This is a genomic window from Actinoplanes sp. TFC3 (genome assembly GCF_001553785.1).
GTDB lineage: Bacteria > Actinomycetota > Actinomycetes > Mycobacteriales > Micromonosporaceae > Actinoplanes.
Map to the genome: position 1 here is coordinate 4,513,000 of NZ_LOJP01000001.1, position 19,819 is coordinate 4,532,818.

Here is a 19,819-nt window from a genome sequence, read left to right on the forward strand (position 1 = left end):
GGCAGGGAAGGGGGCGTCCACCAGGGGTGCGTTGCCGATTTCGTTGCCGGCTGCTTCTTCGATGGCGCCGGGGAGCGGGAGTTCGGGGCCGCTGCCGATGTCGGTGGGGTCGGGGGTTTCTTCGCCGGGGATTTCTTGCGGCGCGTCGACGGTGGCGGGGCCTTCGCTCTCGCCGGGCAGGGGCGGGAGTCCCGGCGGTGCGCTGGTGCCGCCTTCGGCCGGGTTCGCGCCTTCGAAGGCCGGGTCGAAGTCGTCGTCATCCTCGGACAGACCGGATTCCGACACCTGATCGCCGTCACCCCGGGCCACCGGCTCGGAGGCTGCCTGGCTGGTGGCATCGACCGGCGCCGAGGAGTCCGGCAACTCCGGTTCGCCGGGGTCGTCCAGGTCGTCTACTTCGCTGGCGCGGTGAGCGGCCGCGTACTCCGGGTCTGGTCTGCGGGCGGTGCGTTCCCACGGCGGGACCCACGAGGCTGCCTGGGCGGCCAGGGATTCGGGGCGCTCGTCGCTCATCGCTCGTCCTCTTCGTCGTCGTGCTCGTCGATCTCTTCCAGCGTCTCGATACCCACGTCCGGCCCGAGGAAAGCAGCGGCGTCCGGGTCGGAGAAAGGCTCAAGGGAAGCGGAGCCCGGGTCGCCGGGGAGGTCGCTGGCGGCGGTGTCCGGTTCGGGCGGCGTTCCTTCGTAGTCGTCGATGTCCAGCTCGCCGCCGACCTTTTCGCCGCCGATCCAGCGGATGGTCAGTTCGTCCAGGGCCACCGGCTGGTCGAAGTCGACCAGGCCTTCGCGGTACAGCTCCAGCAGGGCCAGGAACCGCGCCACCACCTCGAGGGTGTTCTCGCAGTCGGCGACCAGCAGGCTGAACGTGGCCGTCCCGGCTCGGCGGAGGCGGTCGCGGATCAGCGTGGCGTGTTCGCGGACGCTGACGCGTACCTGGTGGATATGTGCGATTGAGACCTGGGGCGGGCCTGGTTTGGGGGTGAATTGTTTGATCGCCAGTTTGAGCAGGCGCTCGGGGCCGATGCCCAGGACGAGTTCGGGCAGGGCTTCGGCGTAGCGGGCTTCCAGGGTGACCAGGCGGGGCCAGCGGCGGGCGCCGAGGCCTTCAAGGTCGGCGATGTGCGAGGCCGCTTCCTTGTAGGCCTTGTACTGCAGAAGCCGGGCGAACAGCAGGTCGCGGGCTTCGAGCAGGGCCAGGTCCTCTTCGTCCTCGACCTCGGCAGCGGGCAGCAGCCGGTCGGCCTTGAGGTCGAGCAGGGTGGCCGCGACCAGCAGAAACTCGCTGGCCTCGCCCAGGTCCCAGTCGTCGCCCATGGCGCGGATGTAGGCGATGAAGTCGTCGGTGACCTGGTGCAGCGCCACCTCGGTGACGTCGAGTTTGTGTTTGCCGATCAGCTGCAGCAGCAGGTCGAAGGGGCCTTCGAAGTTTGACAGGCGCACCTTGAACTTGCCGTCGTCGACCTCATCCACGGGTACGTCCGGGGTGACAGCGGGTGGGGTGTCAGCAGAAGGCACGTGCTGACCGTAGACCACGGGTTCGACAAGTTGTTCCTGGCTCATCAACTCGTCCCCGTCCGCTGAAGATGCTGATCATCAAGGTCAACGGGCGAATGTGACAACCGGTAACTGTGGCCGTACGGAAAATAAGGGCCGGACCCCCGAAGGCCCGGCCCTGGCACGCGATGAAGCGTCAGCCGGCGGACTGCGTGGCGTCCTTGAGCACGTGCGCGGCGGCGGTGAATTCGATCATCTGCTCCTGGGTGAGGCCGATACCGTTCCAGAACTGGACCTGCAGGTAGCGGCCGTCGGGCTGCTCGACCGAGATCGTGCTGGCGACATCACCGGTGTCCTTGCTCAGCGACAGCACGCCGTCGTGGTCACCGACCTTGATCTTCGTGCCTTGCGGCGCTTCGGTGGCGTCCTTGGAGTTCAGCGCCACCCCGATCTTGCCGACGAAGCTGTACGGGTCGCCCATGGAGTTGGCCTCGGCCGACGACGCGGGGCGGGGCCGGGAGCTGGGATCGGTGCTGGGGCCGGCGCTGGAGTCGAGGCGCGTGGAGCCGGGCAGCGGGTGGCGCGGCGCGAGCAGCAGCAGGCTGTCGTCGTTGGTCTGCACGAACCAGCCGGTCGGGATCTTGTCGATCGAGAAACCCTTACCCGGCTTGCCGGAGTACGGCACCAGGTGGGTCTCCGGGGCGAGAGACGGCGCGACGGCGGAGGCAGGAGCGGCGGCGGCAACCTCGGTGCTGCGGCCATGCGTAGCCGGGGAACCACCGGCGGTGAAGACGAAGCCGGCGGCCACGGCAACGGCGGTGAGCACACCTCCGCCGGCGGCCTGCAGGGTGCGGCGGCGGCGCAGGGCCTTGCGGCCGCGGCTGAGGTCGTCGGAGATCTGGTCGGCGGTGGGAGCCATGGCGGGTCCGGCAATCTCCTCGAGGTGGCGGCGCAGGTCGTTCATGGGGTTACTCCTTGGGCAAGAAAGGGCTTCGGCTCGAGGACGGTGCGCAGCCGGTCGAGAGCGCGGGCGGTCTGGCTCTTGACGGTGCCCTGCGAGCAGCCGAGCGCGTCCGCGGTCTCGGCGATGTCCAGGTCGTACAGGTAGCGGAACACCACGGCGGCGCGCATACGCGGGCCGAGCTTCTGCAGCGCGGCCCGCAGGTCGTCTCCGAGGTGTTCGCTGCCGGGGTCCGCGGCGGTGCGGTCGGGTAGTTCGGCTACCGGCCGCTCGCGGCGCCACCACAACCGGCGGCGTTCGTCGATCAGGGCGTTGACCAGGGTGCGCCGCACGTACGCGTCCGGATTGTCGGCTCTTCTCACCGACGACCAGGACACGTACAGCTTGGTCAGGGTCGACTGCACCAGGTCTTCCGCAAGGTGCGCGTCGCCCGCTGTCAGCAGCGTCGCGGTGCGCACCAACTCGGCACGACGGGCGAGCACGAACTGATGGAACTGCTCATCTCGCTCGGATCGGCCCGAGCCTTCGTCTCGTCTCACCTCCCCCCGACGAATGCGATCGCGGGAAGGTTGCATGCCGTGGCTCACGATTGCGGCCAGATCCACACGTCGAGGTTCTTCTGCCCCGGCCCGAGCAGTTCCTGCAGCAAGGTGCGGACGTTCGCATTACCCGGTTCGTCCCGTAACACCAGCACTCCGGCGCGATACCGGGTGATGTCACCGCGGACGTCGGTCTTCTGTTTGTCGCTGACGGTGGGCACCTTGTTGTCCTTGATGGTCTTGTCGACCAGTTTGGTCAGGGTGCTCCATTCCGCACCGGACAGTCCGTGGCCGTCCTTGCCGGGGCCGAGGAAATAGCCCTCCGGAATCGCAAAGTCCTGTGTCCACGCCGCCCAGCCCAGCGTTTCGCGTCCGCTCCACCGGTTCGGCACCGGCAACGGCATCAGCGATTGCCCGTCGCCGACATACGGCCGCCACGCCCCGGACGTGATGAACAACGGCGGCCGCGGATCCTCAACCGCCGGCAACGGTTTCGGAATCAACGGCACGAGAGCCGCGATCACCAGCAGGCCCGCGGTCACGGACGCGGCTTTTACCAGCAGATTTCTTCTATCCGGTACGGCCGCAGCGGCGTCGAAGATCAGCGCCACCATCAGCGCGAACACCCCGGCCACGGCAAACGTCAGCCGGCTCGGCGTGAGCAGCCCGAGCACCGGCAGATCATCGGGAATCCAATGCCACGGCCCGGGAATCGCGGTGTACTCCCCCATCCAGCGCACCTTGGGCCCCATCGCCATGACAGCAAAGACCACACCGACAACCAACGCGACGCGTACGACCACAGAGCGCCACATCAACGTCAGGAACCCGAGCACCACCACCGTGGTCAACGGCCACCCGAACCAGCTGTTCTGCTCCGGGTGACCCATCGTTTTCTCCACGCCCGGGTCACCGAAAACGGTGTCGCGTGCGAAGTAGAAATAGGTGCCCAGGTCCTCGCCCCACGAGTGATAGAGCGGCAGAGCCTCGAACGTCTGCGGACCCTTGAACTGAAACCACACCGGGTACGCCACCAGCGCCCCAGCCACCACCACGCTCACCGCCGAGGCCAGCACGAACGGCTTCACCCGGTGCAGAGCAGCTCGCGGGCTCAACGCCGCATAAGCGAGCACCCCGATCACGCAGGCGCCCGCGGTGACCACCAGCATTTCCTCGTTGACGAACACCTGATAGGTGATCAGCAATCCCAGAATGATGCCGTCGCGCAGCCATTTCCCGGTGACCCCGAGCCGGAACACCAGAACCACAAGAAACGGCAACGCGAAGTTACTGGCGAAGTTGGGCTGGCCGTTCGCGTGGTGCACCACTCCCGGCGCGAACCCGGCGAACGCCCCGCCCAGAAACGCCGCACCCCGCGAACGGACCACCCATTTCCGCAGCACCCAGTACGCCGAGAACGCCGTACCGGCCAACGCGAGAACCATCCACACCAGGTACGTCACCCGCGCGCCGACCAGCATGGTCACCGGCGCCAGCGGCAGCGTCACCCCGAGCACCGAGGTGTTGGCCATCATGTTCACCCCGGCCGGATAGTTCTGCCGCGTCGAGAACAGCGGGTTCTCCCAGTGCCGGATCGAGTACGCACCGTGATTGAGCAGCCACTGGAACCAGGTGTTGTCGTTGGCGAGGTGCCCGGAGACCCGCTCGTTGGGGTGCCCCAGCCAGTTCGCCATGACCAGCAGACCCAGCCCGATGAAGACCAGCGCGACCGCGACGTGCCAGGGCCAGCGCCGCGGCTTCGTCTCCGGCGCGGTGCCGGCGGCGTCCACCTGTTCCCCGGTCGCGTCGCTGGTCAGCGTCGGCTGAGCGGTCACAGTCGGTGGCCTGCCTTTCCGGATCCGGGGGCGATGAGCGTCCATGATTTTGGCGCACCCGCACCCGTGTCAACCTCAGCCGCTTCAGCCGCGCGACCGGTGTCAGACAGATGAGCAGGCCCGGACGTGGCGGCGTCCGGGTCTGCCTTCCTTGAGACGTCATGGACGCCGCCGCGGTTGCACCAATCGCCCGGGAAACTGCAAAACGATCGCCCCGGTAGGTTGTGGACATGACCGACGTGCGGCTGGAGCCGATGACCGAGGGTGAGTACCAGCCGTGGCGCGCCGACGCCGAGGCGCACTACGCGCAGAGTGTCGCCGCCTCGGGCCAGTCGGCGCAGGAGGCGGCCCGCAGCGCCGCCGACACCTTCACCCGGCTGCTGCCCGACGAGTTCGCCACCGCCGGCAACCATTTCTGGTACGCCTACGACGGTGACCGGCGGGTCGGCTTTCTCTGGATCACCGTGACCCGCGGCACCGCGTTCGTGTACGACATCGCCGTCGAACCCGACGTCCGCCGCCGGGGCTACGGGCGCGCCATCATGCTGGCCGCCGAACGCTGGTGCCACGACACCGCGCTGACCCGGATCGGCCTGCACGTCTTCGCCCACAACACCGGTGCCCGCGCCCTCTACGAACAACTCGGGTTCGCCGAGACCGGCCGCACCATGGCCAAGGAGCTGTAGGCGCGCGACCCGGCGTTCAGGCGCCGTGCGCGAACAGCGCCAGCCGTACCCGGTTGGGGCTGCCGGTCTTGGCCATCAGGCTGGTCACGTGCGACTTCACCGTGGTCACGCCGATGTGCAGGCGGTCGGCGATCTCGGTGTTGCTCAGGCCCTCCCCCACGAGCTGCAGCACATCGCGTTCGCGGGCGGTCAGCCCGGTCACCACCCGCGGCGCTCCCGCGCGGGCGTGGACGGCCCGGTTGACCAGCCGGCTCAGCACGGCCTGGCTGAACGGGCTGTCCCCTGCCGCCGCGCGCCGGATACCGTCGAGCAGGTCCTCGGGTGAGGCGTCCTTGAGCAGGAAGCCGCAGGCCCCCGCAGTTAGCGCCGGGTACAGGTGTTCGTCGTCGCCGAAGGTGGTGAGGACCAGGACGCGGGCGGCGGGGCGGGCGGCGAGGATGCGGCCGGTGGCGGTGATGCCGTCGAGGCCGGGCATGCGCAGGTCCATGACGATGAGGTCGGGAGTGAGGCGTTCGGCCAGGGTCACGGCGTCGCGGCCGTTGCCGGCTTCGCCGACGACTTCCATGTCGCTCTGGGCGTCGCACAACATCTTCAGCCCGGCCCGGATCAACGGCTGATCATCCACCAGCAACACCCGGATCACGCGACCACCCGCATTCCGCACCCGCGAGACGCCGGCGCCGGCGCCGGGACAGACTGGATCATGCGGTCACCCGCGGGAGCAGGGTGCGAACCCGCCAGCCGCCGCCGTCGGGCCCGGCTTCAAGGTGACCACCCAGCAGTGACACCCGTTCGCGCATGCCGGTCAGCCCGTGCCCGCCGCCCGGAGGCACCGACGGCGCCGATCCGCGCCCGTCGTCCACCACTTCCCAGGTGACATCGCCGTCGGTGACGGCCACGGTCAGCCGTACCCGGGTCGCCGCGCCCGCGTGTTTGGCCACGTTCGTCAACGCCTCGTGGGTCAGGCGCAGCACCGCCAGTCCGCGTACCGCATCCAGGCTGCCCACCGATTCGTCGATGTCGGCGTCCACGATCAGCCCGGCGCCGCGGGCCCGTTCCACCGCACCGTCGAGGGCGGCGGGCAGCGCGGACGGTTCGATCGCGGTGAGCGAGGCGTCACCCTGGTCGGCGGCGGGGTCGCGCAGCACCGCGACCACGTTGCGCAGTTCCTCCAGGGCGGTGGTGCCGGTGGCGTGCACGTCGTCGAACACCTCACGGACCCGCGGGTCCACATCGGGTAGAACGTGGCGGGCCACGCCGACGCGCAGCACCATCGAGGCCACGTGGTGGGCGACCACGTCGTGCAGTTCGCGGGCGATGGCACCGCGTTCGGTGGCGCGGGCGGCCCGGGCTTCCATCTCGCGCCGGTTCGCGGCTTCGGTGGCGCGCAGCTCGGCCTGCTGGCTGAGCTGGGTGTTGAAGCGAATGACCGTGCCGAGCAGAAGGGGTACGCCAACCGCGAGCACCAGCCCGTACAGCCGGGCCGGGAGGGTGGTGATCGGTTCACCCACGGTGCGGCTGAGGTAGATGGCGCTGAGCAGGCCGGCTCCCCACCAGCGCAGGGTGGGCGGACCCCAGATGGTGATTTCGAGCAGTGCCCACGCGGCGCCGACCTGGTTGATGGTCGGGTCGTCGAGCAGCACGAGCGCGGCGATCAGCAGCCCGGCCTGCACGCCGAGGTTGAGCAGGGGCCGTTTGTGCAGCAGCAGCGCGGCGATGAAGGCGACCACCGCGAGCGCCCATTGCGCGCCGCTGACGGCGCGGTGGTCGTGCGAGGAGAACACCAGGTAGCCGATGCCGCTGAGGTTGAGCAGCAAGGTCCGCGCGAGCGCACCCCGCTTCTCGAACAACCGCCCCAGCCAGTCCACGCCCGTCACCTTATGCCGCGCCCTTCTCTTCCGTACGAGAAGACACCAGACGAGAAGACACCAGCAGATAGGCGAGGTAGCCCAGCGGTCCCAGGAGAATGGTCAGCAGCAGCACCGGGGCCATGACCAGCGCCGGGATCCCCCGCCGGCGGCTGTCCAGATATGCCCACCGTCCCACGAACAGGTCGAACGCGATCATGTGTGCCCACCCGGCCGTGGCGCCGTCGGCCGAGCCGAGCAGGTCGCGGACCCCGCCCAGGGTGGGTGAGGTGACCGCGGGCAGCACGTCGGTCAGCGACCCGGCCACCACGATCAGGTAGATCAGCACGGGTGGCACCGCGATCCACGGTGCGGCGATGATGCGGCGGGTCCAGGACCAGTGCGGCAGCACGATCATCAGCGCCCAGAACGGCGCGGCCACCGCAAACACCAAGCTGAACAGCACCCCGGTCATGCGAGCTGAGCCTTCCGGTCGCGGCGGCCGGAGGCAAGCACCGCGGCGCCGGCGCCGGCGGTGGCGGTCAGTACCGCGGCAAAGGCGGTCAGTGTCAGCGCGTCCGGGGCCACCACGGATTGCCCGCGCAGGGCCTGCCAGGTGAGCAGCACGGTGACCGCGGCGTACGCGGCGCCGGCCACCAGCAGCAGCCGCACCTGGGTCCGCTCGCCCAGCCGTGCGGCAAAGCGCAGCAGCAGCAACGCCAGCAGCGGCAACGCCTGCAACGCGTGCAGCCCGATGAAGTGCCCGACGCGCAGGTCACCGCCGACGGTGCTCCACCCCAGCACCGGCAGGCCGGGGCCGCCGTCGCGCACGCCGACGCTGTGTGCTCCCGCCACGCCGTCGACGCCGGGCGCCGCCGTGGGCAGGGTCATCGGTACCGCTGCCGCCATACCCAGCAGTGACAGACCCAGCCCCAGCCGTACGCCCACCGCAGCGACCCGATCGGCGAGGCGCGCCCGCAGCACCACCACAGCGACCACCACCTGGGCCGCGAACAGCACCATGACCGACGCGCCCATCGCTGACCACAGCGCCGAGTTGAACGCGCTGGTGGTGTTGAAGTGGCTGGTCTGCCCGCGGGCGGCCTGCAGCACGATGATCAGCATTTCGATGACGCTGGTTGCCACGATGACCAGGGTGGCCCGCTCGGCGAGGCGGCTGCGCTGGGGCAGCAGGCTCAGCATCCAGGCCAGCGTCGCGGCGTAGAGCACGAACGAGGTGGAGAACTTGAACGGCTTGAGCCACACCGGCGCGCCGGTGACGATGCGGTCGTCGAGGACCAGACCGGCCAGGGTGACGACGGTGAGCAGGGCCATGGCGGCGGTGAAGCCCAGCAGCGGACGGTTCCAGGTGGTGCTGCGCGGCGGCGTGGCAACCGGTGGCGCGGTGACGGTTGTGGTCATGGCGCTGATGTTTCCGCGGCGGACGGGCCGGTTCTCCCGCCTGGCAGCCGTAGTTGCGGCCGCAGGTGGGAGGCCGGTCTCCTCCCCAGGGAGGAGGACCTAACGGTGTTCGCGGACCCTGCCGACCGGCCAGCCCCACGAACGCGGCGATGTCCTCGTCGGCGGTCGAGGGCGCGCAGACCCATTCCTCGAGGTTGCGGCTCAGCAACGGTGGGAGCCCGGGCGCCCCGGTTTCCGGTGACGGAAGCTCGGCATACAGCCCGTCCGCGTGGTAGGCGCCCTGCAGCCGGGATTCGCTCGGCCCGCTCACGTTTTGGTGGCCCGCTGCCGCACGTGCCGTTTCTGTTTCAGACGCGGCGGGCCAGATGGGCGATGATGGTGGCGTCGATGGCGATCTCGGCGGGCAGGACCCGCAGCAATTCCGCGAAAAGCCGCGATCGCGGTACGTCCTCGAGTTGCCGATACGCCGACACGGTCGACAGATGTCCGATGTAGTCCCGGCTGCTCAGGCTCAGCCGCCGCTCAATGATGCCTTGGCGGATGTCGGTGAACAGCGCCGATCGCTGCAACTCGGTGCCCGGCCATTGCAGATGCGGGCCCGGCGGCGTCCCGTCCGGCGACGGAATGTCATCGGATGCCAGAAAGGGTGCCCGGACCGCGCGGAGGAAAGTGTCCACGGCCGGGTCGGCCACGGTCACCGGGATCGGTGGCGGTGACCGTGATGCCGCGCGCGGCGAACAAGCGGGTCGCCTTGCCGGTGCCGGCCCCGATCTCCAGCGCCGTCGCGATCGGCCGGCCCGCGTAGGCCGCCACCAGGTCGGCCACCGCCGCGGGATAGCCGGGCCGGAACCGCTCGTAGTCCGCCGCCACCGCTCCGAAACTCGTTGCTCGATCGGGCATGGCGAGCATTATCCGGCCTGGGTGAGCATCTCGATGAGGCTGCCGGGCGCCTTCTCTCCGAAGCAGATGTCAAAGACCTGCGCGGCGTCGATGCCCTCGGTCACGGTGCGGGCGAACAGCGCCTGCTCGTAGTCGCCGAGCGCCGTCTCGACATCCCCGGGGTGCGCGAGCAGGGCGGCGGCCAGCTCGGCGCCGTCGAACATGGCCAGGTTGGCGCCCTCACCGTTGGGCGGCGACAGGTGCGCGGCGTCGCCGAGCAGCGTCACGCCGGGCACCCGCGGCCACCGGTGCTCGATGGGCAGGGCGTGCAGCGGGCGCAGCACCGGCGGGGCTTCACCGTCGGTGGTCAGCGCGGTGAGCTGCGGCGCCCAGCCATCGAACTCCGCGGCGATCCTCGCGCGGGCCATGGCGGCGTCGGTGAAGTCGATGGCGGCGAACCAGTCCTGCGGCTTGCTCAACGCCACGTAGGTGTGCAGCACGCCGCCGGCTTCGCGGTGCGCCTGGATGGCCTTGCCGGGCACGGTGGCGATCAGCGCGCCGGCCCCTACCGCAGCGGCGGCGCCCGGGTGGCGCTGGTCGGCGTCGTACAGGTACGTCTCGACGAACGAGGTGCCGAGGTAGTGCGGTGTCGCCGCCGACAGCAGGGGGCGGACCCGCGACCAGGCGCCGTCCGCGCCGACCAGCAGCCCGGCGCGGGCGGTGGAGCCGTCGGCGAAGTCCAGCTCGTGCCGGCCGGCGCCGAGCGCGCGGATGGCGGTGACTTTGTGGCCCCAGCGGACCGTACCGGCGGGCAGCGAGTCGATCAGCATCCGGCGCAGGTCGCCGCGCAGCACCTCGGGGCGAGCGCCGGTGCCGTCGTCGGGTTCGTCGAGCAGGACGGTGGCGTCGGGGGCGAGGATGCGGGTGGCCTCGGCACCCGCGTGGATCAGCGTGTGGAACTGCTCGATCAGGCCGGCTTGGCGCAGCGCGGCCTGCCCGTTGTGCTCGTGGATGTCGAGCTGACCGCCCTGGGTGCGGGCGTCGGCGGAGGCGTCGGCTTCGTAGACGGTGGCCGCGATGCCGTGGACGTACAGGATGCGCGCCAGCGTCAGCCCACCCAGGCCCGCGCCGATGATCGTGACGGGAGTCGTCATGGTTCTGCCCCTTCCCGGACATATCTCTGGAACGTTGTTCCAGTACCCAGCATGGAACGCTGTTCCAGATATGTCAAGATGGGGCATGGCCGCCCGGACCGACGCCCTGTCACGTGAGCGCATCGTCAGCGCCGCCATCGCCATGCTCGACGACACCGGCGAAACCGGCCTGACCTTCCGCGCGCTCGCCGCGCGCCTGACCACCGGCCCCGGCGCCCTCTACTGGCACGTGGCCAACAAGGGCGAACTGCTCGCCGCCGCCACCGACGCCGTGCTCGCCGGCGCGCTGGCCGCCGACGCCACCGAGCAGACCCCGCAGCACGCCATCCGCACCGCAGCGGTGGGCGTGTTCGACGCCATCACCGCGCACCCCTGGGTCGGCGCCCAACTGTCCGGTCTGGCCTCCCCGTCCGCGGTACGCGAGGTCTTCGAACGCCTCGGCCGGCAGGTGCAAGCCCTCGGCGTCCCGCCCAGCGCCCTGTTCCACGCCGCGTCCGCGCTGCTCAACTACGTCCTCGGCGTCGCCGCGCAACACGCCGCGAACGCCCGCGCCGTCGAGCCGGGCACCACCCGCCCGGCCATCCTCGAGGCCGAATCCGCCGCCTGGACCGGACTCGACCCGGCCGCCTACCCGTTTCTGCACACCGTGGCCGGCGAGCTGCGCGAACACGACGACCGCGAGCAGTTCCTGGCCGGCATCGACCTGATCCTGACCGGCATCACCGCGCAGAACGGACCATGCGCGTCCTGATCGCCCGCCCCGGTGTTCATCGGGTTCGGTGGCCGTACCGATGCTGGTGGATCAGCCGTTCCGGGCCGCACGCCTGAACGACCTCGGGGTGGCACCACCAGCCCTGCCGATGGCCGAGCTGACCCCGAGAACCTGGCCGCGGCGCTGCGAACCTGCCTCGACGATCCGTCCTGTCGCGAGCGCGCCACCGCCCCGGCGCGCCGGATCCGCCACGAGGACGGACCCGGCGCGGTGCTCTCGCAGATTACCGCACGGCGAACGTGAAGTCGTTGGAGACGACCCCGCTCAGCCGGCGCGGCGAGGTGAGGCTGCCCTCGGCGATGCGCCGGCGCACCTGCGAACGCGACACCTGCAACCCCACCGCCAGCAAGGTGGTCACCGGCAATGGGATGCGCTGGCGGAAGCGAACCGTCACCACCGCGGCATCAGCCAACACTTGAACGCCCCACGCCCCCTGCCAGTCGAGGGTGACGTTGTTGCGCCGCTGCAATCCCGGTTCAGCCAGCAGCTGCACCGCCAGCTCGGGATCGTTGGCGTGGAAGCGTTCCAGCAGCGGCACCGCGATGCTGCGGACCGGAACGCGTTCCAGGACGCTCAGTTTGGTGGTCTCCCCGCATCCGGCGCACAACGCCAGCAGCCAGACGTCGAGGAGTTTGTGGTTGGCGTTGACCCGGAACTTGCCGTGCGGGCGGTACCGCGTCGAGCGGCAACCTGCGCACCGGCGGCGGATCAACGGAAGGCCGGTGGAACACACCAGCCAGTGGGCATTATCAAGGGTGGTCACTGTGGACACCGATCTGCTGCGACAGTCCGTGCGGAGACCACGCTCCGCGGGAGAAGTCCGCGCACGCCGAAGAAGCGAGGGGCGCGCCGTGTGTCACCGCGGCGCGCCGCCCCCGCTTGAGGAGTGCGGAACATCAGTGCTCAAGATGAGCGGGACCTGCCCCGAGGGCACGCGGCAGCCGCGGTTCACGACCGCTGGCGTGCCTCCCCGGCGCAGTTACTGTCTCAGCTGGTGTACAACGGCCCTGTCCTCGATCGGCGTCAGATCACGGCTGCGAAGCTAACAGCCCGCCGCCGCACCGGACATCGATATAGGTCGCGGACCTGGTCCGCAGCGCCACGCGCTTCTATGGCCGGTCACAGGCTCCCCGGTGACAATGCCGGCCGGTCAATGATCGCCATCGGCGCTCTCCTGCGGTGACGGGAGTTGCGCGGCCCGCGACTGCAGGTAGCGCTGCTCGGGCCGGCTGAGCGTGAGCCGCGCCGCCAACCGGTACTGCTCGCGCGCCGCGACCCGCTCGCCGGCCAGGTCCAGCAGGTGAGCCCGCACCGCGGCGGTGCGGTGATGGCGGGCCAGCAGCGAATCCTGTGCGGCCTGCTCAAGGGCGGCGAGCCCGGCGTGCGGGCCGTCTACCATGGCCAGCGCCACGATCCGGTTCAGGGTGACCATCGGACTCGGGTCCAACGCGTACAGCAGGCCGTACAGGGTGGAGATCTGTGGCCAATCGGTGTCCTCGGCGCGCGCCGCCTCGTCGTGCACCGCCGCGATCGCGGCCTGCAGCTGCAACGCCCCGATCGGCGCCTGCTGCAGGGTGCGGGTGATCAGCGCAACGCCTTCGGCGATCGCGTCCGCGTCCCAGCGGCGCCGGTCCTGCTCGGCCAGCGGGACTAGGCTGCCGTCCGCAGTGGTACGCGCGGGGCGGCGCGCGTCGGTGAGCAGCATCAACGCGAGCAGCCCGGCCACCTCACCGTCGCCGGGCAGCAGCCGGTGCAGCTGGCGGGTCAGCCGGATCGCCTCGCGGGTCAGCTCCACCCGGTGCAACGCGTCGCCGGAGCTGGCCGTGTACCCCTCGTTGAAGATCAGGTAGAGCACGTGGCGGGCCGCGGTGAGCCGTTCGCCGAGCTCGTCCGGCGCGGGCAGTTCGAAGCGGGTGCCGGTGGCGCGGATGCGCTGCTTCGCCCGGCTGATCCGCTGGCCCACGGTGGCCTCCGGCAGCAGCAAGGCTCGGGCGATCTCGGCGGTGCTGAGCCCGCCGACCGCCCGCAGGGTGAGGGTGACCTGCGCCGGCACGCTCAGCGCGGGATGGCAGCAGAGCAGCAGCAGCGTCAGCTCATCGTCGCCGCGGACCTGCGGCGCGGGCTCATGCTGCACCGCTTCCTCACGGCGCCGGCGGGCCGTCTCGCTGCGCAGCACCTCCACCCGCCGCCGTCCCGCGACGGTGATCAGCCAGTTGCGCGGGTGCTCGGGCACGCCGGTGCGCGGCCACTGGGCGGCGGCCGCTAGCAGCGCCTCCTGCACGGCGTCCTCGCAGGCCTCGAAGTCGCCGTAGCGGCGCACCACCGCGACCAGAACCTGCGGCGCGCACGCGCGCAGCAGCTCCGGCATCGAGGTCACTCCTCCCACGTGCTCATGTCCAGCACCGGGCGCACCTCGACCCGGGTGTACGCGGCGTCCGGCGCCTTCGCGGCCCAGGCGACCGCCTCCTTCAGGTCGGCCACGTCGATCAGGTAGAAGCCGGCCAGGTGCTCCTTGACCTCGGCGTACGGGCCGTCGGAGGTGATCGTGCGGCCCTCGCGGACGCTGACCTGGGTGGCCAGGGCCGGGTCGCCGAGGCCCTCGCTGGCCACCAGCACCCCGGCCTGGCTCATCTCGCCGGACAGCCGCAGATGTCCGCGGCCGAAGTCGATGCGCTGCTGCTCGCTGAGCGTCTCCCACACCGCGAGGGACTGCGGGTTCGACTGGATCAGGATCAGGTATTTCATGGTTTCTCCTTCGCTTGTTGCTCACTGTGTCGAAGCCAACCCGGCGGCTTCGACATGCTGGGTGAGAGAAAGGCAGGTCCGGTCATGAATGAGATCCGGAATATTGTCGAACGCAAGGCCGCGCTGCTGGAGACCGGTGACACCACCGCGATCATGGCGTACTACGCGCCCAGCTACGTCGAATACTCCCTCGCCCCGCCGTTGCGCCAGCCCGGCAACGGCGGCGACCCGGCTCCGCTGGAGAAGTGGATGGCCACCTTCGAGGCGCCGCCGCGCCGCGAGGTCACCCGGCTGGAGATCACCCAGGACGGCGACGTGGCCTTCGCGACCAGCCTCGACTGCCTGTCCGCGGTGCCGCGCGGCGCGGCCGAGGGCTTCCGGCTGTGCCGGGTGACGCTGGGGTTGCGCCGCATCGACGGGCGCTGGCTGGTGGCCCACGAGCACGAGTCGGTGCCGTTCGAGATGGACGGCTCGCTGCGCGCCTCGGTCGGGCTGACCCCGCCCGGTGAGGATCAGGAGCGGAAGGTACGGCGGTAGGTGTCGGGCGGCACGCCCACCGTGCGCTGAAAATGGCGGCGCAGCGTGGTGGCCGTGCCCATGCCGCACGCCGCGGCGATGGTGTCGATGCTGTCGCCCGTGGTTTCCAGCAGTTCCTGCGCACGGCGGATCCGCTGGGTGAGCAGCCACTGCAGCGGGGTGGTGCCGGTGACCGCGGTGAAGTGGCGGGTCAGGTGGCGTGAACTCAGGCTGGCCCGGCGGGCGAGGTTCTCCACGGTGAGCGGCTGGTCCAGCCGTTGCAGGATCCAGGGCAGCAGCTCGCCCAGGCGGTGACCGTCGTCGGCCGGCACCGGGGTGGTGACGTACTGGGCCTGCCCGCCGGCGCGGTGCGGCGGCACGACCAGCCGGCGGGCGACGAGGTTGGCGATCGCCGAGCCGTGGTCGCGGCGCACCAGATGCAGGCACAAGTCCAGCGCCGCGGCCTTTCCCGCCGAGGTGAGCACCGTGGCGTTGTCGACGTAGAGCACGTCCGGGTCGACCTGCACGCGCGGGTGGCGGGCGGCGAGCTGCCCGGTGTGGGCCCAGTGGGTGGTGGCGCGCAGCCCGTCGAGCAGTCCGGCGGCGGCGAGCACGAACGCGCCGGTGCACAGCGACACGACCCGCGCCCCGCCATGGTGGGCTGCGCGCACCGCCTCGACCAGGTCGGCGGGGACGTCGTCGATGTCGGCCAGGGCGGGCACGATCACGGTGCCGGCGTGCGCGAGCCGGTCCAGCCCCTGGTCGGGGTCCAGCCGGAAACGCCCCACCTGTACGGCCCGGGTGCCGCAGATCGCCATGTCGTACCAGGGCACCTGGACGGCGTCCGGGGCGCTGCCGAAGACCTCGCAGGCCAGGGCCAGCTCGAAGGCCAGCATCCCGTCGGTGGCAGCGATGGCCACGGTACGCACGGAGGCACCCATGTCGGAAAGTGTATGGGTCTTGTCGTTTCCGCCACTGGCCCGCCGCCGACCGGATCGGCCAGGGTTGATCGTGTCCAACAGCAGAGAGGTGGCGGCGATGCCGGACAGCAGCGTGGCGGTGTACGGGGCCTACGGGCACACCGGAAGGTTCGTGGTCGCGGAGTTGCTCGCCCGGGGCTACGCACCGCTGCTGGCCGGGCGCGACCGGGACAAGCTGCTCAGCCTGGCGCATCACCACCCCGGCCTGGAGACACGGACCGCGGCGGTCGAGGACCCGGCCGCCCTGGACCGGGTCCTACGCGACACCGCCGCGGTGATCAACTGCGCGGGCCCGTTCGCCACGACCGCCGCTCCGCTGATCGAGGCGGCTCTGCGCGCCGGGCTGCCCTATGTCGACGTGGCGGCCGAGATCGAGGCGAATCACGACACCTTCACCGCCTTCGCACAGCCGGCCCTGGCGGCGGGCACTCTCGTGGTCCCGGCGATGGCGTTCTACGGCGGCCTCGGCGACCTGCTGGTCACCGCCGCGCTGGGCGACAGCACGGCGGCGGATGCGGCGCACATCGCCTACGGCTTGAGCAGCTGGCATCCCACGCCCGGCACCCTGGCCGCCGGGGCGGTGTCGGCGCAGCGGCGCGGGGGCCGCCGGGTCCGCTACACCGGCGGGCGGCTGCAGATGCACGACGAGACGCTGCCGACCGTACGGTGGCCCTTTCCCCCGCCGAGCGGCGACCAGGACGTCCTCGCGGGTTTCACCATGGCCGACGTCGTCACCGTGCCCAGTCACCTGACCATCCCGGAGGTGTGCACCTATATGACGGTTTCCGCAGCGGCCGGCCTCGCCGCCCCGCACACCCCGGCACCGGCCGCCGTCGACGAGCACGGCCGATCCGCGCAAACCTTCGTTGTCGACGCCCGCGTGCACGTCGGCCGTGAGCAGAGCCGCATGGCCGTTTCCGGTCAGGACATCTACGCCGTCAGCGCTCCCCTGGCCGTGGAGGCCGTCGATCGCATCCTGACCGGGCGCACCAAGACGGTGGGCGTCGCCTCCGCGGGCGCCGCCTTCGACGCCCCCTCTTTCCTGCGCGCCCTGTCCCCGCATCTGAAACCCATCGATGCTCGCGGCGGCGTCAGGTGATGACCACCAGCACCCCGTGCCCCTGCTCGGCCGCCGTGCGGTAGAAGCGCCGCAGCGCCTCGAAATGCGGCCACAGGTAGCTGTCGAACTCCTCCATCCCCCCGTCCCACACGTTCGGGTAGACGCCCGCCGCGGTCATCGCGGCCGGGTCGAACCGGCTGCGCAGCGCCTCGATGTCCCACGCGTCCAGCCCGGCGGCGATCGTCCGCACCGTGGCGGGCTCGACCAGGCGGGCCGGGCCGTAGCCGCCGTCCGCGCCGATCGGCTGGCCGCCGAGGACCGCTTCGCCGGCCCCGGAGGTGGTGTCCCACTCGCTGCCGGTCAGCAGGAAGTGGATGCCGTGCCAGGCCTTGTCGAGGTCCAGCTCGGGTTCGGGCAGGTTGTCCAGGTCGGCGTCGTCCGCGAGGTCACCGAAGAGCAGGTCGTCGGCGATTTTCGGGTCGTCGATCAGGTCCTGCTGTTCGTCGGCGGTCAGGCGGCGCCCGATGAAGGTCATCCCCATGGCGGCGCTCGCCTACGCGAACGTGAGATCGGCGGTGGTGACGGTGCCCGCCGTGCGCCCCGGGGCGCTCTGGTGACCCCAGTACAGGTTGGTGTGTGCGATGACCAGATCTGGGGCGGGCGCACCGTACGAACTCAAGTCCTCGGTCGTATGCGCATCCGACACCAGCGTCGCATCGTAGCCGCGCGCGAACGCACCGTGCAGCGTGGACCGGATGCACGCGTCAATCTGCGCCCCCGACACGACCAGGCTGCCGACACCCCGCTCGGCCAGCACGGCCTCCAGGTCGGTGTCCTCGAACGAGTCGCCGTACCGCTTGTGCACGACCACCTCACCGTCGGCGCGTGCCAGCTCCGGCACGTACTCCCACTGCTGACTGCCGTGCACCAGTCCATCATCGCTGTGCTGCACCCAGATGACCGGCACCCCGGCGTCGCGCGCCTTGGCGACCGCGGCGGCGATGTTGCCCACCACAGCGTCGCGCTGGTGCGCCTGCGCTACGACACCGTTCTGCACATCGATCACAAGCAAGGCCGTGTTGGGCCGGTCGTCGAGCGTTGTCATCCGTGCCTCCCGTAACTCCGGATCTTCAAGCACCGATGACCCTAGACCCCGGGTGCGACAAAAAGCACCGATAATCCGGCTATGGAGAACAAGTTCCGGATCGGCCGCGGGCTTATCCCCACAGGCGGACGAACAGCACCCCGAGCACGTCCAGGATCACCAGCAGGATCGGCCGGCTGAGCGGGAAGAAGCAGCAGATCAGCAGGATCAGCACGCCGAGGTTCTTGTCCTCGAACCACAGCCGCATCCACTGCATGCCCGCGCCCGGTTTGCGCATCGCCGACCACAGCACCCCGAAGCCGTCGAGCGGTGGGATGGGGATCAGCGCGAGCAGCCCGAAGGTCAGCAGGCCCACACCCAGCGACAGCAGGATCTGATCGCCGTACGGCAGGCTGATGCCGTGCAGCAGGTCCGACGGGTTCAGGTAGGCCAGGATGTTCGAGGTCGTGGTCAGCGCGTAGGCCAGGAAGAACAGCTGCCCCGTCAGGATGCACACGACCGGCCCAGCCAGGAACACCGCGGCGGCCCGGCCGCGGCCGCGCCAGCGGGGGATCTCGTCAACCGAGATGGTTTTGCCCCAGCCCTGCCCGCCGATGGCGGCGGCCACCGCGCCGAACGGGTCGATGTCCTCACGCAGGCGCGGGCTGACCGATTCCCTTCGATCAACCAATCCGAGGGTACGGGCACTGAGCCGGATGGCCACCGCACGCAGCACGAGTCCGAGCAGGAACGCGGCCACCAGCGCGGCGAACGCGACCGGCTCGCCGAGGGCGAACAGCAACGCCTAGCCTCGTTCAGCCTTGGCAGCGATCACTTCGCGGGCCAACTGGCGGTAGTTGCGGGCACCGGAGGACGCCGGGTCGAGCGAGGTGATCGGCGCGCCGGCCACCGTGGACTCCGGGAACTTGACCGTCTTGGTGATGACCGTCTGGTAGACCTTGTCGCCGAACGCCTCGACCACGCGCTGCAGGACCTGCCGGCAGTGGGTGGTGCGGCTGTCGTACATGGTCGCCAGGATGCCTTCGAGTTCGAGGTCGAAGTTGAGCCGCTCGCGGACCTTGTCGATGGTGTCGAGCAGCAGTGCCACGCCACGCAGGCTGAAGAACTCGCATTCCAGCGGGATGAGCACGCCGTGCGCGATGGTCAGCGCGTTGATGGCGAGCAGGCCCAGCGACGGCTGGCAGTCGATGAGGATGAAGTCGTATTCCTTGCGCACCGTGCGCAGCACCCGTGCCAGGGCCATCTCCCGGGCGACCTCGTTGACCAGCTGAATCTCGGCCGCGGACAGGTCGATGTTGGCCGGCAGCAGGTGCAGCCCGGCCACGTCGGTCTTGATGATGACGTCCTCGGCGGTGACGTCGTCCTGCATGAGCAGGTTGTAGACGCTCAGGTCGAGGTTGTGCGGGTTGACGCCCAGGCCCACCGAACAGGCGCCCTGCGGGTCGAAGTCGACGAGCAGCACCTTGCGGCCGTATTCGGCGAGCGCCGCACCCAGGTTGATGGTGGTGGTGGTCTTGCCCACGCCACCTTTCTGGTTGGCCAGCGCGATGATGCGCGCGGGGCCGTGCCGGTCGGTAGGCATGGGCTCGGGGATGGGCCGGCGCATGGTGTACGCGCTCGGGTCCGCCGGTCCCAGGTCAGCACCCAGATCCAGGGAGGTCTGCTGGTCCCTCAGGGCCGAGGTCCACGCCTCCGCGCGCTCGTCGTGTCCCGCCATGTCCTCGAAGCCCCCTCTCGACCCGCAGCCGGAGCCGATGCCCGACTGTACGCCACCGTGACCGCCCTTCCGGGGTCACCCGTTCGGCGTGTCGTGCACTCGTGCCCA

23 protein-coding genes and 1 pseudogene are annotated in these 19,819 nt (G+C 70.4%); 4 read left to right on the forward strand and 20 right to left on the reverse strand.

Annotation, left to right across the window (positions count from 1 at the left end):
* From TFC3_RS39490 to TFC3_RS20310, 5 genes and pseudogenes are all read right to left on the reverse strand, one after another.
* A pseudogene (locus tag TFC3_RS39490) lies at positions 1 to 513 on the reverse strand (hypothetical protein); the annotation flags it as partial.
* Entirely contained in the window at positions 510 to 1,559 is a 1,050-nt protein-coding gene (locus TFC3_RS20295; RefSeq protein WP_067502264.1) for a ScpA family protein, read from the reverse strand. The pseudogene TFC3_RS39490 and the gene TFC3_RS20295, both read right to left, overlap by 4 nt.
* Positions 1,560 to 1,689: 130 nt before the next feature.
* The gene (locus tag TFC3_RS20300; RefSeq protein ID WP_067502266.1) at positions 1,690 to 2,457 is read right to left on the reverse strand and encodes a hypothetical protein; all 768 of its coding nucleotides are present in this window, start codon (positions 2,455 to 2,457) and stop codon (positions 1,690 to 1,692) included.
* Positions 2,454 to 3,029 (reverse strand): SigE family RNA polymerase sigma factor, encoded by a 576-nt coding sequence (locus tag TFC3_RS20305; protein WP_082772501.1) that lies wholly within the window; start codon positions 3,027 to 3,029, stop codon positions 2,454 to 2,456. Before TFC3_RS20305 ends, TFC3_RS20300 begins: the two co-directional genes overlap by 4 nt.
* 8 nt (positions 3,030 to 3,037) lie before the next feature.
* The gene (locus TFC3_RS20310) at positions 3,038 to 4,828 is read right to left on the reverse strand and encodes a hypothetical protein (RefSeq protein ID WP_082772190.1); all 1,791 of its coding nucleotides are present in this window, start codon (positions 4,826 to 4,828) and stop codon (positions 3,038 to 3,040) included.
* Positions 4,829 to 5,058: 230 nt separating this feature from the next.
* Between TFC3_RS20310 and TFC3_RS20315 the strand changes: the two genes are divergently transcribed.
* A complete protein-coding gene (locus TFC3_RS20315) occupies positions 5,059 to 5,514 on the forward strand; it encodes an N-acetyltransferase (protein WP_067507138.1) in 456 nt (151 codons plus the stop codon).
* 16 nt (positions 5,515 to 5,530) lie between these two features.
* Here TFC3_RS20315 and TFC3_RS20320 read toward each other — a convergent pair whose 3' ends face one another.
* The 7 genes from TFC3_RS20320 to TFC3_RS20345 all read right to left on the reverse strand — a co-directional run bounded on the left by TFC3_RS20320 (position 5,531) and on the right by TFC3_RS20345 (position 10,816).
* Positions 5,531 to 6,157: a response regulator transcription factor gene (locus TFC3_RS20320; protein ID WP_067502268.1), complete on the reverse strand. Its 627-nt coding sequence runs from the start codon at positions 6,155 to 6,157 to the stop codon at positions 5,531 to 5,533.
* Positions 6,158 to 6,215: 58 nt separating this feature from the next.
* Entirely contained in the window at positions 6,216 to 7,382 is a 1,167-nt protein-coding gene (locus TFC3_RS20325; RefSeq protein ID WP_067507139.1) for a sensor histidine kinase, read from the reverse strand.
* A gap of 10 nt (positions 7,383 to 7,392) precedes the next feature.
* A complete protein-coding gene (locus TFC3_RS20330; protein WP_067502270.1) occupies positions 7,393 to 7,836 on the reverse strand; it encodes an ABA4-like family protein in 444 nt (147 codons plus the stop codon).
* The gene (locus tag TFC3_RS20335; RefSeq protein WP_067502272.1) at positions 7,833 to 8,783 is read right to left on the reverse strand and encodes a hypothetical protein; all 951 of its coding nucleotides are present in this window, start codon (positions 8,781 to 8,783) and stop codon (positions 7,833 to 7,835) included. Before TFC3_RS20335 ends, TFC3_RS20330 begins: the two co-directional genes overlap by 4 nt.
* A 347-nt stretch (positions 8,784 to 9,130) precedes the next feature.
* A complete protein-coding gene (locus TFC3_RS39495) occupies positions 9,131 to 9,475 on the reverse strand; it encodes a hypothetical protein (RefSeq protein ID WP_236718229.1) in 345 nt (114 codons plus the stop codon).
* Positions 9,411 to 9,683 (reverse strand): class I SAM-dependent methyltransferase, encoded by a 273-nt coding sequence (locus tag TFC3_RS39500; protein WP_236718230.1) that lies wholly within the window; start codon positions 9,681 to 9,683, stop codon positions 9,411 to 9,413. Before TFC3_RS39500 ends, TFC3_RS39495 begins: the two co-directional genes overlap by 65 nt.
* A gap of 8 nt (positions 9,684 to 9,691) precedes the next feature.
* Positions 9,692 to 10,816 carry an NAD(P)/FAD-dependent oxidoreductase gene (locus TFC3_RS20345; protein ID WP_067502275.1) on the reverse strand — a complete coding sequence of 375 codons (1,125 nt, stop codon included), beginning with the start codon at positions 10,814 to 10,816 and terminating at the stop codon, positions 9,692 to 9,694.
* 85 nt (positions 10,817 to 10,901) lie between these two features.
* On the opposite strand from TFC3_RS20345, the gene TFC3_RS20350 reads away from it, so the two are divergent.
* A complete protein-coding gene (locus TFC3_RS20350; protein WP_067502278.1) occupies positions 10,902 to 11,567 on the forward strand; it encodes a TetR/AcrR family transcriptional regulator C-terminal domain-containing protein in 666 nt (221 codons plus the stop codon).
* Positions 11,568 to 11,811: 244 nt separating this feature from the next.
* Here TFC3_RS20350 and TFC3_RS20355 read toward each other — a convergent pair whose 3' ends face one another.
* From TFC3_RS20355 to TFC3_RS20365, 3 genes are all read right to left on the reverse strand, one after another.
* Complete coding sequence (locus TFC3_RS20355) at positions 11,812 to 12,351, reverse strand: DUF1062 domain-containing protein (RefSeq protein WP_067502280.1); 540 nt, start codon at positions 12,349 to 12,351, stop codon at positions 11,812 to 11,814.
* 387 nt (positions 12,352 to 12,738) lie between these two features.
* On the reverse strand, positions 12,739 to 13,956 hold the full coding sequence (locus TFC3_RS20360) for an RNA polymerase sigma factor (protein ID WP_067507140.1): 1,218 nt from the start codon (positions 13,954 to 13,956) through the stop codon (positions 12,739 to 12,741).
* A 5-nt stretch (positions 13,957 to 13,961) separates the two neighbouring features.
* Complete coding sequence (locus tag TFC3_RS20365) at positions 13,962 to 14,333, reverse strand: YciI family protein (protein WP_067502282.1); 372 nt, start codon at positions 14,331 to 14,333, stop codon at positions 13,962 to 13,964.
* A gap of 84 nt (positions 14,334 to 14,417) precedes the next feature.
* Here TFC3_RS20365 and TFC3_RS20370 point away from each other — a divergent pair, with 84 nt between their 5' ends.
* Positions 14,418 to 14,870, forward strand: coding sequence for a nuclear transport factor 2 family protein (locus tag TFC3_RS20370; RefSeq protein WP_067502285.1), 453 nt, complete (start codon positions 14,418 to 14,420; stop codon positions 14,868 to 14,870).
* Here the strand turns inward: TFC3_RS20370 and TFC3_RS20375 are convergent.
* Positions 14,846 to 15,790 (reverse strand): helix-turn-helix domain-containing protein, encoded by a 945-nt coding sequence (locus tag TFC3_RS20375; RefSeq protein ID WP_067502287.1) that lies wholly within the window; start codon positions 15,788 to 15,790, stop codon positions 14,846 to 14,848. The genes TFC3_RS20370 and TFC3_RS20375 overlap by 25 nt on opposite strands.
* A gap of 70 nt (positions 15,791 to 15,860) precedes the next feature.
* On the opposite strand from TFC3_RS20375, the gene TFC3_RS20380 reads away from it, so the two are divergent.
* Positions 15,861 to 16,928 (forward strand): trans-acting enoyl reductase family protein, encoded by a 1,068-nt coding sequence (locus TFC3_RS20380; protein ID WP_369819633.1) that lies wholly within the window; start codon positions 15,861 to 15,863, stop codon positions 16,926 to 16,928.
* Here the strand turns inward: TFC3_RS20380 and TFC3_RS20385 are convergent.
* From TFC3_RS20385 to TFC3_RS20400, 4 genes are all read right to left on the reverse strand, one after another.
* The gene (locus tag TFC3_RS20385; RefSeq protein ID WP_067502290.1) at positions 16,921 to 17,430 is read right to left on the reverse strand and encodes a YfbM family protein; all 510 of its coding nucleotides are present in this window, start codon (positions 17,428 to 17,430) and stop codon (positions 16,921 to 16,923) included. The genes TFC3_RS20380 and TFC3_RS20385 overlap by 8 nt on opposite strands.
* A 12-nt stretch (positions 17,431 to 17,442) precedes the next feature.
* Positions 17,443 to 17,994 carry an isochorismatase family protein gene (locus TFC3_RS20390; RefSeq protein WP_067502293.1) on the reverse strand — a complete coding sequence of 184 codons (552 nt, stop codon included), beginning with the start codon at positions 17,992 to 17,994 and terminating at the stop codon, positions 17,443 to 17,445.
* A gap of 112 nt (positions 17,995 to 18,106) precedes the next feature.
* Entirely contained in the window at positions 18,107 to 18,775 is a 669-nt protein-coding gene (locus tag TFC3_RS20395) for a hypothetical protein (RefSeq protein ID WP_067502296.1), read from the reverse strand.
* 3 nt (positions 18,776 to 18,778) lie between these two features.
* Entirely contained in the window at positions 18,779 to 19,711 is a 933-nt protein-coding gene (locus TFC3_RS20400; RefSeq protein ID WP_067502300.1) for a ParA family protein, read from the reverse strand.
* Positions 19,712 to 19,819: the final 108 nt, after the last annotated feature.